The organism is Stenotrophomonas sp. KH_052 (assembly GCF_057838755.1).
The window spans coordinates 3,361,972-3,377,328 of the sequence record NZ_CM174475.1 but is presented as its reverse complement, the minus strand read 5'-3'; the positions used below and the strand labels follow the sequence as shown (position 1 = coordinate 3,377,328).

The 15,357-nt window shown below is 64.2% G+C and carries 13 protein-coding genes and 2 tRNA genes; all 15 read left to right on the top strand.

The genetic code is table 11. The features are described from left to right. Positions 1 to 5: 5 nt before the first annotated feature. The 15 genes from AC3ITW_RS15645 (at position 6) to rimP (ending at position 15,356) form a co-directional block, all read left to right on the top strand. Positions 6 to 755, top strand: coding sequence for an NADH-quinone oxidoreductase subunit C (locus tag AC3ITW_RS15645; protein WP_005410462.1), 750 nt, complete (start codon positions 6 to 8; stop codon positions 753 to 755). Continuing rightward, positions 752 to 2,059 (top strand): NADH-quinone oxidoreductase subunit D, encoded by a 1,308-nt coding sequence (locus tag AC3ITW_RS15640; protein WP_100435050.1) that lies wholly within the window; start codon positions 752 to 754, stop codon positions 2,057 to 2,059. The genes AC3ITW_RS15645 and AC3ITW_RS15640 overlap by 4 nt, the downstream gene beginning before the upstream one ends. 97 nt (positions 2,060 to 2,156) lie before the next feature. Further along, complete coding sequence (gene nuoE / locus AC3ITW_RS15635) at positions 2,157 to 2,684, top strand: NADH-quinone oxidoreductase subunit NuoE (RefSeq protein WP_012511709.1); 528 nt, start codon at positions 2,157 to 2,159, stop codon at positions 2,682 to 2,684. Positions 2,685 to 2,688: 4 nt separating this feature from the next. After that, complete coding sequence (gene nuoF, locus AC3ITW_RS15630; protein WP_012511708.1) at positions 2,689 to 4,029, top strand: NADH-quinone oxidoreductase subunit NuoF; 1,341 nt, start codon at positions 2,689 to 2,691, stop codon at positions 4,027 to 4,029. Continuing rightward, positions 4,026 to 6,260, top strand: coding sequence for an NADH-quinone oxidoreductase subunit NuoG (gene nuoG / locus AC3ITW_RS15625; protein WP_100435049.1), 2,235 nt, complete (start codon positions 4,026 to 4,028; stop codon positions 6,258 to 6,260). Before nuoF ends, nuoG begins: the two co-directional genes overlap by 4 nt. Next, positions 6,257 to 7,351: an NADH-quinone oxidoreductase subunit NuoH gene (gene nuoH, locus AC3ITW_RS15620; protein WP_012511706.1), complete on the top strand. Its 1,095-nt coding sequence runs from the start codon at positions 6,257 to 6,259 to the stop codon at positions 7,349 to 7,351. Before nuoG ends, nuoH begins: the two co-directional genes overlap by 4 nt. Before the next feature lie 3 nt (positions 7,352 to 7,354). Continuing rightward, entirely contained in the window at positions 7,355 to 7,843 is a 489-nt protein-coding gene (gene nuoI / locus AC3ITW_RS15615) for an NADH-quinone oxidoreductase subunit NuoI (protein WP_006381128.1), read from the top strand. A 9-nt stretch (positions 7,844 to 7,852) separates the two neighbouring features. Then, positions 7,853 to 8,509 carry an NADH-quinone oxidoreductase subunit J gene (locus tag AC3ITW_RS15610; protein WP_006381127.1) on the top strand — a complete coding sequence of 219 codons (657 nt, stop codon included), beginning with the start codon at positions 7,853 to 7,855 and terminating at the stop codon, positions 8,507 to 8,509. Next, positions 8,506 to 8,811 carry an NADH-quinone oxidoreductase subunit NuoK gene (gene nuoK, locus AC3ITW_RS15605; protein WP_006381125.1) on the top strand — a complete coding sequence of 102 codons (306 nt, stop codon included), beginning with the start codon at positions 8,506 to 8,508 and terminating at the stop codon, positions 8,809 to 8,811. The genes AC3ITW_RS15610 and nuoK overlap by 4 nt, the downstream gene beginning before the upstream one ends. A gap of 7 nt (positions 8,812 to 8,818) precedes the next feature. Next, positions 8,819 to 10,993, top strand: coding sequence for an NADH-quinone oxidoreductase subunit L (gene nuoL / locus AC3ITW_RS15600; RefSeq protein ID WP_006381124.1), 2,175 nt, complete (start codon positions 8,819 to 8,821; stop codon positions 10,991 to 10,993). 23 nt (positions 10,994 to 11,016) lie between these two features. After that, a complete protein-coding gene (locus AC3ITW_RS15595) occupies positions 11,017 to 12,525 on the top strand; it encodes an NADH-quinone oxidoreductase subunit M (protein ID WP_006381122.1) in 1,509 nt (502 codons plus the stop codon). 15 nt (positions 12,526 to 12,540) lie between these two features. After that, positions 12,541 to 14,001 carry an NADH-quinone oxidoreductase subunit NuoN gene (gene nuoN / locus AC3ITW_RS15590; RefSeq protein WP_012511704.1) on the top strand — a complete coding sequence of 487 codons (1,461 nt, stop codon included), beginning with the start codon at positions 12,541 to 12,543 and terminating at the stop codon, positions 13,999 to 14,001. 127 nt (positions 14,002 to 14,128) lie between these two features. After that, a tRNA-Met gene (locus AC3ITW_RS15585) sits at positions 14,129 to 14,205 on the top strand. A gap of 82 nt (positions 14,206 to 14,287) precedes the next feature. Next, positions 14,288 to 14,364: transfer RNA gene (locus AC3ITW_RS15580), tRNA-Met, on the top strand. A gap of 401 nt (positions 14,365 to 14,765) precedes the next feature. After that, on the top strand, positions 14,766 to 15,356 hold the full coding sequence (gene rimP / locus AC3ITW_RS15575; protein WP_006381060.1) for a ribosome maturation factor RimP: 591 nt from the start codon (positions 14,766 to 14,768) through the stop codon (positions 15,354 to 15,356). Position 15,357 lies beyond the last annotated feature (1 nt).

Genomic DNA, 15,357 nt, shown 5'->3' with positions numbered 1-15,357 from the left:
CCCCCATGGCAGAGCAAGCATCCTTCATCGACCGACTCTCCGCACGTTTCGCAGGTGCGAAGGTCATCGTGGTCGAACCCCGCGGCGAAGTGACGCTGGAAGTGCCTGCCGCCGAGTGGCACGCCACCGCCCTGGCGCTGCGTGACGAGTTTGGTTTCGAACAGGCCGTGGATCTCTGCGGCGTCGACTATCTCGGTTATGGCTCCGACGAGTGGGACACCGCCGATGTGTCCTCGCAGGGCTTCAGCCGTGGTGTCGAAGGCAAGGCCCAGGGCCGTTTCGCGTGGGGCGAGTTCCCCACCGAGGAAAACGGTGCCGACGGCGCCCGCCCGCAGCACATGCCGACCCAGCGGTTCGCCGTGGTCGCCCAGCTGCGTTCGTACCAGCACAACCTGATGATGCACCTGCGCTGCTTCGCCCCTGACGAAGCGCTGCCGGTGGTGTCCTCGCTGACCGGCATCTGGCCGGGCCTGAACTGGTTCGAGCGCGAAGCGTTCGACCTGTACGGCGTGATCTTCGAAGGCCACCCGGACCTGCGCCGGATCCTGACCGACTACGGTTTCGTCGGTCATCCGTTCCGCAAGGACTTCCCGCTGATCGGCAATGTCGAAGTCCGCTACGACGAAGAAAAGAAGCGCGTGATCTACGAACCGGTCACCTCGGTGGAGCCGCGTGTCGGCGTGCCGCGCGTGATCCGCGACGACGCCCGCCTGCAGACCGCAGAAGGTGAGCGCGCGCAGGAGGCAGTGAAGTGAGCCACGTACACCAGGCCGGCGAAGCATTCGCCAGCAGCCCGGCCGAGAGCCGGCAGGAAATCCGCAACTACACCATGAACTTCGGCCCGCAGCATCCGGCCGCTCACGGTGTGTTGCGCCTGATCCTGGAAATGGACGGCGAAACCATCATGCGCGCCGACCCGCACGTGGGTCTGCTGCACCGTGGTACCGAAAAGCTGGCCGAGTCCAAGCCCTTCAACCAGTCGATCGGCTACATGGATCGCCTGGATTACGTGTCGATGATGTGCAACGAGCACGCCTACGTGCGCTCGATCGAGACCCTGATGGGCATCGAGGCGCCGGAGCGTGCGCAGTACATCCGCACCCTGTTCGATGAAATCACCCGCATCCTCAACCACCTGATGTGGCTGGGTTCCAACGCCCTCGATCTGGGTGCGATGGCGGTGATGCTGTACGCCTTCCGCGAGCGCGAAGAGCTGATGGACTGCTATGAAGCGGTCTCCGGCGCGCGCATGCACGCGGCGTACTACCGTCCGGGCGGTGTCTACCGCGACCTGCCGGACCACATGCCGAAGTACAAGGAATCGCGCTGGCACAAGGGCAAGGCCCTGAAGAACCTCAACGCCGCGCGCGAAGGTTCGCTGCTGGACTTCCTGGAGAACTTCACCAACGAATTCCCGGGTCGTGTCGACGAGTACGAGACCCTGCTGACCGACAACCGTATCTGGAAGCAGCGTACCGTCGGAATCGGCGTGGTGACCCCGGAACTGGCCCACCAGTGGGGCATGACCGGCGTGATGCTGCGTGGCTCGGGCATTGCCTGGGACCTGCGCAAGAAGCGTCCGTACGCCAAGTACGATGCCGTCGATTTCGACATCCCGCTGGGCAAGGAAGGCGACTGCTACGACCGTTACCTGGTCCGCATCGCCGAAATGCGCGAATCCAACCGCATCATCAAGCAGTGCGTGGCATGGCTGAAGGCCAACCCCGGCCTGGTCATGGTCAAGAACTTCAAGGTCGCTCCGCCCAAGCGCGAGGACATGAAGGACGACATGGAAGCGCTGATCCACCACTTCAAGCTGTTCAGCGAAGGCTATTGCGTGCCTGCCGGTGAAACCTACGCCGCCGTTGAAGCGCCGAAGGGCGAGTTCGGCTGCTACCTGGTCTCCGATGGCGCCAACAAGCCGTTCCGCGTGCACCTTCGCGCGCCGGGCTTCGCCCACCTGTCCTCGATCGATTCGATCGTGCGCGGCCACATGCTGGCCGACGTGGTGGCGATGATCGGTACCTACGATCTGGTGTTCGGCGAGGTTGACCGGTAATGCCGTCCGCCACGCCAACGCCCGCTGCAGGCAGCCGGCGCAAGCCGGCGCCGCAGTTCCTGCACTCCCACGTTATGCATTTCGCTGAGGTCGGCCGATGAAGGCGACAGGTAATTTCGAGGCGGCGCGCGACGTCGACCCGATGGTGGTGCTGAGCGACAAGACCCGCGCTCACATCGATCACTGGCTGTCCAAGTTCCCGCCGGACCGCAAGCGCTCTGCCGTGCTGCAGGGCCTGCACGCGGCCCAGGAGCAGAACGAGGGCTGGTTGACCGACGAGCTGATCGCCGGCGTGGCCAAGTATCTCGACCTGCCGCCGGTGTGGGCCTACGAGGTCGCCAGCTTCTACTCGATGTTCGAGACAGAGAAGGTGGGCCGCAACAACGTGGCCATCTGCACCAACATCAGCTGCTGGCTCAATGGCGCCGAGGACATCGTCCGCCATTGCGAGAAGAAGCTGGGTATCAAGCACGGTGAATCGACCGCGGACGGCCGCGTCTACCTCAAGCGCGAGGAAGAGTGCCTCGCTGGCTGCGGTGGCGCACCGATGATGGTCATCAACGGTCACTACCATGAGCGTCTGACCCTGGAAAAGGTCGACGAGCTGCTGGACGGGCTGGAGTAAGGGCATGGCACATCACCACGAATCCAAGGGTCCGGTCGGCCCCGCGCCGCTGCCGCACCAGGTGGTCTACACCACCCTGCATTACGACACCCCGTGGTCGTACGAAAGCTACCTGAAGACTGGTGGCTATGCCGCCCTGCGCAAGATCCTCGAAGAGAAGATCCCGCCGGAGCAGGTCATCGAGATGGTCAAGGCCTCGGGCCTGCGCGGCCGCGGTGGCGCAGGCTTCCCGACCGGCCTGAAGTGGTCCTTCATGCCCAAGGGCAACATGCAGAAGTACATCCTCTGCAACTCGGATGAATCCGAGCCGGGCACCTGCAAGGACCGCGACATCCTGCGCTACAACCCGCATTCGGTGGTGGAAGGCATGGCGATCGCCTGCTACGCCACCGGTTCGACCGTGGGTTACAACTACCTGCGCGGTGAGTTCCACCACGAGCCGTTCGAGCACTTCGAGCAGGCCCTGGCCGACGCCTATGCGAACGGCTGGCTGGGCAAGAACGTGATGGGCTCGGGCGTGGACATCGACATCTACGGTGCGCTGGGCGCCGGCGCGTACATCTGCGGCGAAGAAACCGCGCTGATGGAATCGCTGGAAGGCAAGAAGGGCCAGCCGCGCTACAAGCCGCCGTTCCCGGCCAACTTCGGCCTGTACGGCAAGCCGTCGACGATCAACAACACCGAAACCTATGGTTCGGTGCCGGCGATCATCCGCAACGGTCCGGAGTGGTTCAAGGGCCTGAGCCTGACCGCCAACGGCGGTCCGAAGTGCTTCTCGGTATCCGGCTGCGTGCAGAACGGCGGCAACTTCGAAGTGCCGCTGGGCACCACGTTCCACGATCTGCTGCAGATGGCCGGTGGCCTGCGTCCGGGCCGCACCCTGAAGGGCGCGATTCCGGGCGGCGTGTCGATGCCGGTGCTGACCGCGGCCGAGCTGAAGGACCTGCCGATGGACTACGACACCATCCGTGCGCTGGGCTCCGGCCTGGGTTCGGGTGCGATCGTGGTGCTTGACGACAGCGTCTGCTGCGTCAAGTTCGCCTGCCGCATCAGCCAGTTCTTCCACAAGGAATCCTGTGGCCAGTGCACCCCGTGCCGTGAAGGTACCGGCTGGATGCACCGCGTGCTGGAGCGCATCGTCGCCGGCAAGGCCACGATGGAAGACCTGCACCAGCTGAAGGCGGTGGCCGGCCAGATCGAAGGCCACACCATCTGTGCGTTCGGTGAAGCGGCTGCATGGCCCATCCAGGGCTTCCTGCGCCAGTTCTGGGACGAATTCGAGTACTACATCGTCAACGGTCATTCGATGGTTGACGGCAAGAAGGTGGAGGCAGCCGCCGCATGAGCGCGCAACCCGTAAACCCGAGCGTGCCACCGGATCACGTGACCATCGAGATCGATGGCAAGTCGCTGGTCGTGCCCAAGGGTTCGATGATCATCCAGGCCGCCGACAAGGCCGGCATTTCGATTCCGCGCTTCTGCTACCACGAGAAGCTGCCGATCGCTGCCAACTGCCGCATGTGCCTGGTGGACGTGGAGAAGTCGCCGAAGCCGGCGCCGGCCTGCGCCACCCCTGTGATGGACGGCATGAAGGTCGCCACCCGCAGCGAGAAGGCACTGAAGTTCCAGCGCTCGGTGATGGAGTTCCTGCTCATCAACCACCCGCTGGACTGCCCGATCTGTGATCAGGGCGGCGAGTGCGAGCTGCAGGACGTGTCGCTGGGCTATGGCCGTTCGGTCAGCCGCTTCAACGAGCGCAAGCGCGTGGTGCCGGACGAGGACATGGGCCCGCTGGTCGCCACCGAGATGACCCGCTGCATCCAGTGCACCCGCTGCGTCCGCTTCACCGCCGACGTTGCCGGTACCTATGAACTGGGTGGCATGTACCGCGGTGAGAACCTGCAGATCGGTACCTTCGACGGCAAGCCGCTGACCACCGAGCTGTCCGGCAACGTCGTCGACGTCTGCCCGGTCGGTGCACTGACCAACAAGGTGTTCCAGTTCCGCGCCCGCCCGTGGGAGCTGACCGCGCGCGAATCGCTGGGCTACCACGACGCCATGGGTTCGAACCTGTTCCTGCACGTGCGTCGCGGCGAAGTGCTGCGCACCGTGCCGCGCGACAACGAAGCGGTGAACGAGTGCTGGCTGTCCGACCGTGACCGCTACTCGCACCAGGGCCTGTACAGCGAAGACCGTGCGGTCAAGCCGCTGCGCAAGGTCAATGGCGAATGGAAGGAAGTGAGCTGGGCCGAAGGCCTGGCCGCCGCTGCCGAGATCCTCAAGGCCAACCAGGGCGACAACCTGGGCGTGCTGGTGCACCCGTCGACCTCGAACGAGGAAGGCGCGCTGCTGGCCCGCCTGGCCAAGGGCCTGGGCTCGAGCAACATCGACCACCGCGTCAACAACCGCGATTTCTCCGACGCTGCAACCGCCGAAGTGTTCGGCCTGCCGCTGGCCGAGATCGAAGGCGCCGACCGCATCGTGGTTCTGGGCAGCAACATCCGCCACGAGCTGCCGTTGCTGCACGCCCGCCTGCGCAAGGCGCAGACCACCAACGGCGCGAAGATCCACGTCGTCAACCCGGTGGACTTCGACTTCGCCTTCAGCATCGCCGGCAAGCAGATCGTCGCGCCGTCGAAGTTCGTCGACGCGCTGGCCAACGCCGAGCTGCGTTCGGCGGTGCAGGGCGGCAACAACACCGTGCTGATCGTCGGTGGCATCGCCGAAAACCACCCGCAGGCTGCCGCGATCCGCGCCGCCGCGCGTGACTTCGCCGCTGCGACCGGTGCCAAGCTGTGCCGCATCCCGCAGGGTGCCAACGCCGTTGGCCTGACCCGCGCAGGCGTGCTGCCGGCCGGCAAGGACGTCGCCGCAATGCTGGCGCAGCCGCGCCAGGCCTACGTGGTGTACGGCCTGGAGCCGGGTCTGGACTTCGCCGACGCTCCCGCCGCGCGCAAGGCGCTGGTCGGTGCCCAGGTGGTGGCCTTCAGCCAGTTCGCCTGCGTCTCCACCCGCGACGTTGCCGACGTGATCCTGCCGATCGGTGCGCTGCCGGAAATCGACGCCACCCTGACCAACCTCGATGGTCGCGAGCAGTCGGCCCGTGCCGGCGGCAAGCTGCCGGGCGAGGCCCGTGAGGGCTGGCGCGTGCTGCGCGCCCTGGGCGGCGAGCTGGCGGTAGCCGGTTTCGACTTCACCGACCTGGCCGGCCTGCGCGCCAGCCTGGCCCCGGTGTCGGTCACCGTTGCCGCTTCGGCGCAGCCGGTGGTTGCTGGCGAAGGCCTGGAAGTGGCTTCGACCGCCGCGATCTACCGCACCGATGCGGTGGTCCGTCGCGCCCCGGCGCTGCAGTCGCATCCGCTCAACAACGCCCCGCGCATCGTGCTGAACGCTGAAGATGCCGCTCGCCTGCAGCTGCAGGAAGGGCAGATGGCCAAGGTCGGCACCGATGCCGGCAAGGCCACCCTGCCGGTGGTGATCGACGCCCGCGTCGCTGCGGGTTCGGTCTGGATTGAATCGGGCCACGGCGCGACCGCGCCGCTGGGTGCCGCTCGCGTAACGGTGGTGGCTGCATGAACGAATTGCTGTTGAACGCGGTCGACCCGCTGCACCAGTGGCTGCTCGGCCTTGGTGACATCGGCGCGCTGATCTGGATCATCCTGAAGATCCTGGTGATCACCGTTCCGGTGATCGTCTCGGTGGCTTTCTACGTGGTCTGGGAACGCAAGCTGATCGGCTGGATGCACGTCCGCCACGGCCCGATGTACGTAGGCATGGGCATCTTCCAGGCCTTCGCCGACGTCTTCAAACTGCTGTTCAAGGAAGTGGTCCAGCCGAGCAGCGCCAACAAGGCGATCTACCTGCTGGCGCCGCTGATCACCCTGGCTCCGGCCTTCGCGGCCTGGTCGGTGGTCCCCTTCGATTCGCAGATCGTGCTGTCCAACGCCAACGCCGGCCTGCTGTACCTGCTGGCGATGACCTCGCTGGGCATCTACGGCATCATCCTGGCCGGTTGGGCATCCAACTCGAAGTATGCGTTCCTGGGTGCGATGCGCGCCTCGGCGCAGATGATCAGCTACGAAATCGCCATGGGCTTCGCTCTGGTCGGCGTGATGATCGCGTCGGGCAGCCTGAACCTGAGCAACATCGTGATGGCGCAGGCCGGCAATTCCGGTTTCTTCGACTGGTTCCTGCTGCCGCTGTTCCCGCTGTTCGTCATCTACTGGGTGTCGGGCGTTGCCGAAACCAACCGCGCGCCGTTCGACGTGGTGGAAGGTGAATCGGAAATCGTCGCCGGTCACATGGTCGAATACTCGGGCGGTGCGTTCGCGCTGTTCTTCCTGGCCGAATACGCCAACATGATCCTGATCAGCTTCCTGATCTCGATCTTCTTCCTCGGCGGCTGGCTGAGCCCGATCCAGGGCTGGGTCAACCCGGGCGATATCTCGCCGCTGGTCGACTGGATCTGGAAGGGCGGTGCACCGTGGCTGTTCGTCAAGGTGTTCTTCTTCGCCAGTGCCTACATCTGGTTCCGTGCCAGCTTCCCGCGCTTCCGCTATGACCAGATCATGCGCCTGGGCTGGAAGGTCTTCATCCCGCTGGCCATTCTGTGGATCGCGGTTACCGCCGTCATGGTGTTCTTCGGCGTGATTCAAAAGGGCGTCTAAGTGATGAACAGGATTACCCATTACTTCAAGAGCCTGCTGCTGCTCGAACTGCTGGGCGGCCTTTGGCTGACGCTGAAGTACAGCTTCAAGCCCAAGTACACGATGATGTACCCGATGGAGAAGTTCCCGCAGTCGCCGCGCTTCCGTGGCCTGCACGCCCTGCGCCGTTACCCCAACGGCGAAGAGCGCTGCATCGCCTGCAAGCTGTGCGAAGCGGTGTGCCCTGCATTGGCCATCACCATCGACTCGGCCAAGCGCGAAGACGGCACCCGCCGTACCACGCGCTATGACATCGATCTGTTCAAGTGCATCTTCTGCGGCTTCTGCGAAGAAAGCTGCCCGGTGGACTCGATCGTCGAAACCCACATCCTCGAGTATCACTTCGAGAATCGTGGCGAAAACATCGTTACCAAGCCGCAGCTGCTGGCCCTGGGCGACCGTCTCGAGTCCGAGATCGCCGAGCGTCGCGCCGCCGATGCCGCTTACCGCTGAGGTCGAGAGATGGATTGGGTAAATATCGCTTTCTGGGTGTTCGCCATCGCGGCAACGGTTTCGGCCGGTGCGGTGATCAGCGTGCGCAACCCGGTTCACGCCGTGCTCTGCCTGGTGCTGACCTTCTTCTCCATCGCCTGCGTGTGGCTGCTGGTCGGCGCCGAGTTCCTCGGCGTGGCACTGGTGCTGGTGTATGTCGGCGCGGTGATGGTGCTGTTCCTGTTCGTGGTGATGATGCTCGACATCGATCCCACCAAGTTGCGTGAGGGTTGGGTGCGCTACCTGCCGGTCGGCCTCATCGTGGCTGTGGCGATGCTGGTGCAGATGCTGATCCTGATTGGCGTGAAGGGCAGGGCGGTCACCCCGTTCCCGGCCGACAACGCCGCTGCGCTCGCCGCCGACAGCTCCAACGTCACCTGGCTGGCGCGTACGCTGTTCACCGAGTACCTGCTGCCGTTCGAGTTCGCTGCAGTCATCCTGACCGTGGCCGTGGTTGCCGCCGTGATGCTGACCCTGCGTCGCCGTACCGGCGTGAAGAGCCAGAACCCGGGTGAGCAGACCATGGTCAAGGCCGACCAGCGCCTGCGCATGGTCAAGATGGGCGCCGAAGCGCCGGTCGTGCACAGCAACAGCAAGCCGGCCACCGGCGAGGAGACCCAGCCGTGATTACCCTTGGCCACATGCTTGCGCTTGGCGCGGTGCTGTTCGCCATCAGCCTGGCCGGCATCTTCCTCAACCGGAAGAACGTCATCGTCCTGTTGATGTCGATCGAGCTGATGCTGTTGTCGGTGAACGTCAATTTCGTCGCGTTCTCGCGTCAGTTGGGCGATCCGTCCGGCCAGCTGTTCGTGTTCTTCATCCTGACCGTCGCCGCCGCGGAAGCCGCCATCGGCCTGGCGATCCTGGTGACCCTGTTCCGTACCCGACGCACGATCAATGTCGGCGAAGTCGATTCGTTGAAGGGCTGATCCACAGATGGAAATCACTCTCTCCAAGAGTCTGTTGATCGCAGTGGTGCTTGCACCGCTGTTCGGCAGCATCATCGCCGGCCTGTTCGGTCGCCAGGTCAAGCGCTTCGGCGCGCAGACCATCACCATCCTCGGCGTCGCGGTGGCCTGCGGCCTGTCGATGTACACGCTCTACCAGCTGCTGTGGGGCGGTGCGCAGCCGTTCAACCAGAACATCTACACGTTCTTCGAAGTCGGCCAGTACTCGGCCCATGTCGGCTTCATGGTCGACAAGCTGACCGCGATGATGATGGTGGTGGTGACCTTCGTGTCGCTGCTGGTCCACATCTACACGATCGGCTACATGCAGGACGATCCGGGCTACCAGCGGTTCTTCAGCTACATCTCGCTGTTCACCTTCTCGATGCTCACCCTGGTGATGAGCAACAACTTCCTGCAGCTGTTCTTCGGCTGGGAAGCGGTGGGCCTGGTGTCGTACCTGCTGATCGGCTTCTGGTTCAAGCGCCCGACCGCGATCTTCGCCAACATGAAGGCGTTCCTGGTCAACCGCGTCGGTGACTTCGGCTTCCTGCTCGGTATCGCCGGCGTGCTGTGGGTGTTCGGCACCCTGGATTACTCGCAGGTGTTCTCGCAGGCCGGCATGCTGGCCGACCCGCGCGCCCAGTTGCAGATCTGGGACGGCACCATGTTCGGCATGCAGCTGCTGAACGAGCCGGTGATCTGGTCGATCGCCACCGTCATCTGCATCTGCCTGTTCATCGGTGCGATGGGCAAGTCGGCCCAGGTTCCGCTGCACGTGTGGCTGCCGGACTCGATGGAAGGCCCGACCCCGATCTCGGCACTGATCCACGCCGCGACGATGGTGACCGCCGGTATCTTCATGGTCACCCGCATGTCGCCGCTGTTCGAGCTGTCGCAGACCGCGTTGAACTTCATCCTGTTCATCGGTGCCACCACGGCCTTCTTCACCGGCCTGATCGGCATCGTGCAGAACGACATCAAGCGTGTCGTCGCGTACTCCACGCTGTCCCAGCTGGGCTACATGACCGTCGCACTGGGTGTGTCGGCTTACTCGGCGGCCGTGTTCCACCTGATGACCCATGCCTTCTTCAAGGCGCTGCTGTTCCTGGGTGCCGGTTCGGTCATCATCGCGATGCACCACGAGCAGGACATGCGCAAGATGGGCGGCCTGCGCAAGTACATGCCGATCACCTTCGTCACCATGTGGATCGGTACCCTGGCCCTGGTCGGTACGCCGTTCTTCTCCGGCTTCTACTCGAAGGACACCATCATCGAGGCGGCCGAGATCCACGCCCACATGCAGAACAGCTGGGTGGCCACCTATGGCTACTGGGCCGTGCTGGGTGGCGTTCTGATCACCAGCTTCTACAGCTTCCGCCTGCTGTTCCTGACCTTCCATGGCAAGGAACGCTTCCGCGACGCGCACGATGATCACGGCCATGGCCATGACGATCACCACGCCGCCGACGCCCACCATGCTGATGCCCACCACGGCGATGCCCATGATGACCACGGCCATGGCCACGGTCCGCATGAGCCGCACGAAACCCCGTGGGTGGTGACCCTGCCGCTGATCCTGCTGGCCATCCCGTCGATCGCCATCGGTTTCTTCAGCATCGGTCCGATGCTGCACGGTACCGACTGGGCGGGTAATCACGCTCACGCGGCAATCAAGGGCCAGGCGCAGACGTTCTTCACCGGTGTCGTGGACTTCTACGATCCGGCCAAGAACACCGTTGCCTTCCTCGGTGAGGAGTTCCATGGCCCGGTCGCGTTCGCCCTGCACGGCATGATGCTGCCGCCGTTCTGGCTGACCCTGGCAGGCTTCCTGCTGGCCGCGTTGTTCTACCTGTGGAAGCCGGACCTGTCGGGCAAGGCGCGCAAGACCTTTGCTCCGCTGGTGTCGGTGCTGGAAAACAAGTACGGCTTCGACAAGCTGTGGATCGATGGCTTTGCCGGTGGCGGTGTCAAGCTGGGCAAGGTCTCGCGCTGGATCGACAGCAACATCGTCGACGGCGTGGTCAATCTTTCGGCACGTGTTGTGGACGTTGCAGCCGGCGTGCTGCGTCGTACCCAATCCGGTTTCCTCTATCACTACGCCTTCGCGATGATCATCGGCCTGATTGCCCTTCTGGGCGTGCTGATGCATTACCTGCGTTGATGACCTGTACGGAATAAGAAGACGTGTCGAACTGGCCTCTACTCAGTGTCCTCATCTGGCTGCCGATCATCGGTGGTGCCCTGATCCTTGCGATCCGTGATGCGCAGACCGCCCGCTGGGCGTCCCTGGGCGTCGCCGTGCTGACCTTCGTGGCGAGCCTCTCGCTGCTGAGCGGCTACAACGCGGGTGTCGACGGCATGCAGTTCGTCGAGACCCATGCCTGGATCCCGGCGTACAAGATCGGCTACAACCTGGGCGTGGACGGCATTGCCGTGGCGCTGATCCTGCTGACCACACTGGTCAGCGTGCTTGCCCTGATCGGTGCCTGGAGCGCGATCGACAAGCGCGTCAACCAGTACGTGGCCGCCTTCCTGATTCTGGAAGGTGTCACCGTCGGTATCTTCGCCGCAACGGACGCGATGCTGTTCTACGTGTTCTTCGAAGCGATGCTGATCCCGATGTTCCTGATCATCGGTGTCTGGGGCGGCCCGCGCCGCATCTACGCCGCGCTGAAGTTCTTCCTGTACACCTTCCTCGGCTCGGTGCTGATGCTGGTGGCGCTGATCTACCTGTACATGAAGGGCGGCAGCTTCCAGCTGGCCGACCTGTACGCGCTGCCGCTGTCGGCCAAGGAACAGACCTGGATCTTCTTCGCCTTCCTGATCGCCTTCGCGGTCAAGGTGCCGATGTTCCCGGTCCACACCTGGCTGCCTGACGCCCACGTGGAAGCGCCGACCGCCGGTTCGGTGATCCTGGCTGCCATCGCCCTGAAGATCGGTGGCTACGGCTTCCTGCGCTTCAACCTGCCGATCGTCCCGGACGCGTCGCAGGAATGGGCCTGGCTGGTGATCGCGCTGTCGCTGATCGCGGTGATCTACGTCGGCCTGGTCGCGCTGGTGCAGGACGACATGAAGAAGCTGATCGCCTATTCGTCGATCGCGCACATGGGCTTTGTCACCCTGGGTACCTTCATCGCCCTGTGGCTGGTGCGCGAAGCCGGCAACGCCGATGCGGCCCGTCTGGGCCTACAGGGCGCGATGGTGCAGATGATCTCGCACGGCTTCGTGTCCGGCGCGATGTTCTCCAGCGTCGGCGTGCTGTACGACCGCATGCACAGCCGCCGCATCGCCGATTACGGCGGCGTGGTCAACGTGATGCCCTGGTTTGCCACCTTCGCCATGCTGTTCTTCATGGCCAACGCAGGCCTGCCGGGCACCAGCGGTTTCGTCGGCGAGTTCATGGTCATCCTCGCGGCCTTCCAGCGTAATCCGTGGATCGCGCTGGGCGCGGCCACCACCCTGATCATCGGCGCCGCTTACACCCTTTGGCTGTACAAGCGCATCTTCTTCGGCGAAGTGGCCAACAGCCATGTCGCCGAACTGAAGGACATCAACGGCCGCGAATGGCTGGTGCTGGGCGTGTTCGCCATCGGCGTGCTGGCCCTGGGCATCTACCCCAAGCCGCTGACCGACCTGATGGAGCCCTCGATCGCGAAGCTGGCGATGCAGATCGCATCCAGCAAGCTGCTGTAATTCCAGGATTTGATGATGACCACCTCGCCGCTGCTGCCATTGACCGCCGCTGACCTGCCACCGCTCGCCCCCGAGCTGGTGCTGATCGGCAGCGCCTTCGCCCTGATGATCCTCGACCTGTTCGTCAGCAACCGGAACAAGCTCGTCACCCACCTGTTCTCGCTCGCTGCGCTGGCCGTGGTGCTGTTCATGCTGGCCACCGGCGTGGGCGGGCAGGGGGAGGTCTTCCATGGCATGTTCGTGCGCGATACCGCCGCGGACGTGATGAAGACCGGGATCGTGCTGCTCAGCGGCCTGACCCTGGTCTATGGCTGGCGCTACCTGCGTGACCGCAACCTGTTCCAGGGCGAGATCCCGGTGCTGATCCTGTTCGGCACCGCCGGCATGATGATCCTGGTCTCGGCCGGCAGCCTGCTGATGGTCTACCTGGGCCTGGAACTGCTGGCGCTGTGCTCGTACGCGCTGGTTGCCAGCAACCGTGAGAACGGCCTGGCCTCGGAAGCGGCGATGAAGTACATCGTGCTGGGTTCGCTGGCCTCGGGCCTGCTGCTGTACGGTATGTCGCTGATCTACGGCGCCACCGGCAGCCTGCACCTGGACGTCATCCGCGAGGCCATCCCGCACTCGGAAGAGCGCGTGCTGCTGATCACCGGTGCGGTGTTCATGATTGCCGGCGTCGCCTTCAAGCTGGGTGCCGCGCCGTTCCACATGTGGCTGCCCGACGTCTACCAGGGGGCCCCGGCACCGATCGCGCTGTTCATCAGCTCGGCACCGAAGCTGGCCGCGTTCGGCATGGCCTACCGGCTGCTGGAGATGGGCGTGGGCCCGCTGTCGACCGAGCTGCAGCTGCTGATTGCCGGCCTGGCCGCGGTCTCGCTGGTGATCGGCAACCTGATGGCCATCGCGCAGAGCAACCTCAAGCGCATGCTGGCGTTCTCCACGGTCTCGCACATCGGCTTCCTGCTGATGGGCATCGCCGGTGGCGGTTCGCAGGGCTATGCCGCCGCGCTGTTCTATGCACTGGCGTACGCGATCATGTCGACCGCGGCCTTCGGCGCGATCATCGCGTTGTCGCGTGCCGGCTTCGAAGCCGAGAACATCGAAGACTTCAAGGGTCTGAATGCCCGCAACCCGTGGATGGCCGGCCTGGTGCTGTGCATCATGGCGTCGCTGGCTGGCATTCCGCCGTTCCTGGGCTTCTGGACCAAGCTGGCGGTGCTGGGCGCAGCCATCAACGGTGGCCTGCTGTGGCTGGCCATCCTGGGCGTGCTGTGTGCCGTGGTCGGCTGCTTCTACTACCTGCGCGTCATCAAGGTCATGTACTTCGATGAGCCGGTGGGCGAGGCCATGCCGCGCAGCAACGACCGCGTGCTGGGCCTGGTGCTGGGCGTGAATGCACTGGCGCTGCTGGCGCTGGGCCTGGCCTGGAACCCGATCATGGTCTGGTGCCAGCAGGCATTTGCGCATATTGCATAAAAGTTGACACAAAGCTGCGCGATTCGTGTAATATGCGCAGCCTGAGTTGTCACTGCAGCGGTTCAGCCAGAACATCGTTGCGGTAGCCCTCCTCGAAAGAGTGGGGCAGCAGTTCAAACACTTCCGGTGCGGGGTGGAGCAGTCTGGCAGCTCGTCGGGCTCATAACCCGAAGGTCGCAGGTTCAAATCCTGCCCCCGCTACCAACTTCATATCGGCGCCAACCGGTTTGATGTATGAGGAAAAGCTTGCATGTTTTGAAGCCATGCCTCATAATTCCGCTTCTGATGCGGGGTGGAGCAGTCTGGCAGCTCGTCGGGCTCATAACCCGAAGGTCGCAGGTTCAAATCCTGCCCCCGCTACCAAGTAAAGAATGCGCCTTCGAAGTCCTGCTTCGAGGGCGTTTTTCTTTTGCGCTTCCGCTCGATCCGCAGGGCATGGCCCGGCGCTACCACCGCGCGGCGTGCCGGTAGCGCCGGGCCATGCCCGGCGAGCGCAGCGGCAGGTTCAAGGGTGGTCCAAGCCTTGCACCAGCGCGGTGCAGTCGCTATCATCAGCGGCCTAGCAGTACCCCTGAAGGCGGCCTCCCAGCGGGAGTCCACACCCGGAAGGAGGGCCGCAACCGGCAGGCAATGCAGGTTGCAACCGGAATCCAGTCACCGGAGTCTTTCCGGAAAAGGGGCCCAGCGGGCCCTTTGTCGTTTCCGGGGCGTCATGTTTCCACGCCGGCCAAGGCCGGCACCCAACCAAGAGATCAAGGCAGGCTGTGAGCGACAAGGCAACCGACATCGCGAATCTGCTCGCCCCGACCGTTGTGTCGCTGGGCCTGGAGCTGCTGGGCGTTGAGTATCTGCCGGCCCCCGGCGGTGCGACCCTGCGCCTTTACATCGACGTGCCGCTGGCTGAGCAGCCGGAGCGCATCATCAATGTCGACGACTGCGAGCGGGTCAGCCGCGAAGTGTCGGCACAGATGGACGTCGAAGACCCGATCAGCGGCAACTACACGCTGGAAGTGTCTTCGCCGGGTGTCGATCGTCCGCTGTTCAACCTGGAGCAGTTCGGCCGTCACCTCGGCGAGTCGGCCAAGGTCACGCTGAAGCTGCCGCAGGACAACCGTCGTCGCCTGCAGGGCCGCATCGAGGCGATCGACGAAGCCGCAGGCGCCATCACCTTCATCGTCGACAAGGCCGAAGTGGTCGTGTCGGCGGACAACATCGACAAGGCACGGATCATGCCCGACTGGGTCGCGCTGGGGCTCGCCCCGAGCAAGCCGACCGGTCCGGCACCGAAGCGTCCGAAGCCGAAAACGAATTCTTCTTCCAACGAGCCGGCGGCAAAGAAGCCGCGCGCGGAGTGAG

What these genes read in the sequence shown, in the direction of transcription:
- AC3ITW_RS15610 (WP_006381127.1), top strand. Translation starts at nt 7,853, where the DNA reads ATGGATTGGGTAAATATCGCTTTCTGGGTGTTCGCCATCGCGGCAACG.
- nuoE (WP_012511709.1), top strand. Translation starts at nt 2,157, where the DNA reads ATGAAGGCGACAGGTAATTTCGAGGCGGCGCGCGACGTCGACCCGATG.
- nuoG (WP_100435049.1), top strand. Translation starts at nt 4,026, where the DNA reads ATGAGCGCGCAACCCGTAAACCCGAGCGTGCCACCGGATCACGTGACC.
- nuoF (WP_012511708.1), top strand. Translation starts at nt 2,689, where the DNA reads ATGGCACATCACCACGAATCCAAGGGTCCGGTCGGCCCCGCGCCGCTG.
- AC3ITW_RS15645 (WP_005410462.1), top strand. Translation starts at nt 6, where the DNA reads ATGGCAGAGCAAGCATCCTTCATCGACCGACTCTCCGCACGTTTCGCA.
- nuoN (WP_012511704.1), top strand. Translation starts at nt 12,541, where the DNA reads ATGACCACCTCGCCGCTGCTGCCATTGACCGCCGCTGACCTGCCACCG.
- nuoI (WP_006381128.1), top strand. Translation starts at nt 7,355, where the DNA reads ATGAACAGGATTACCCATTACTTCAAGAGCCTGCTGCTGCTCGAACTG.
- nuoH (WP_012511706.1), top strand. Translation starts at nt 6,257, where the DNA reads ATGAACGAATTGCTGTTGAACGCGGTCGACCCGCTGCACCAGTGGCTG.
- nuoL (WP_006381124.1), top strand. Translation starts at nt 8,819, where the DNA reads ATGGAAATCACTCTCTCCAAGAGTCTGTTGATCGCAGTGGTGCTTGCA.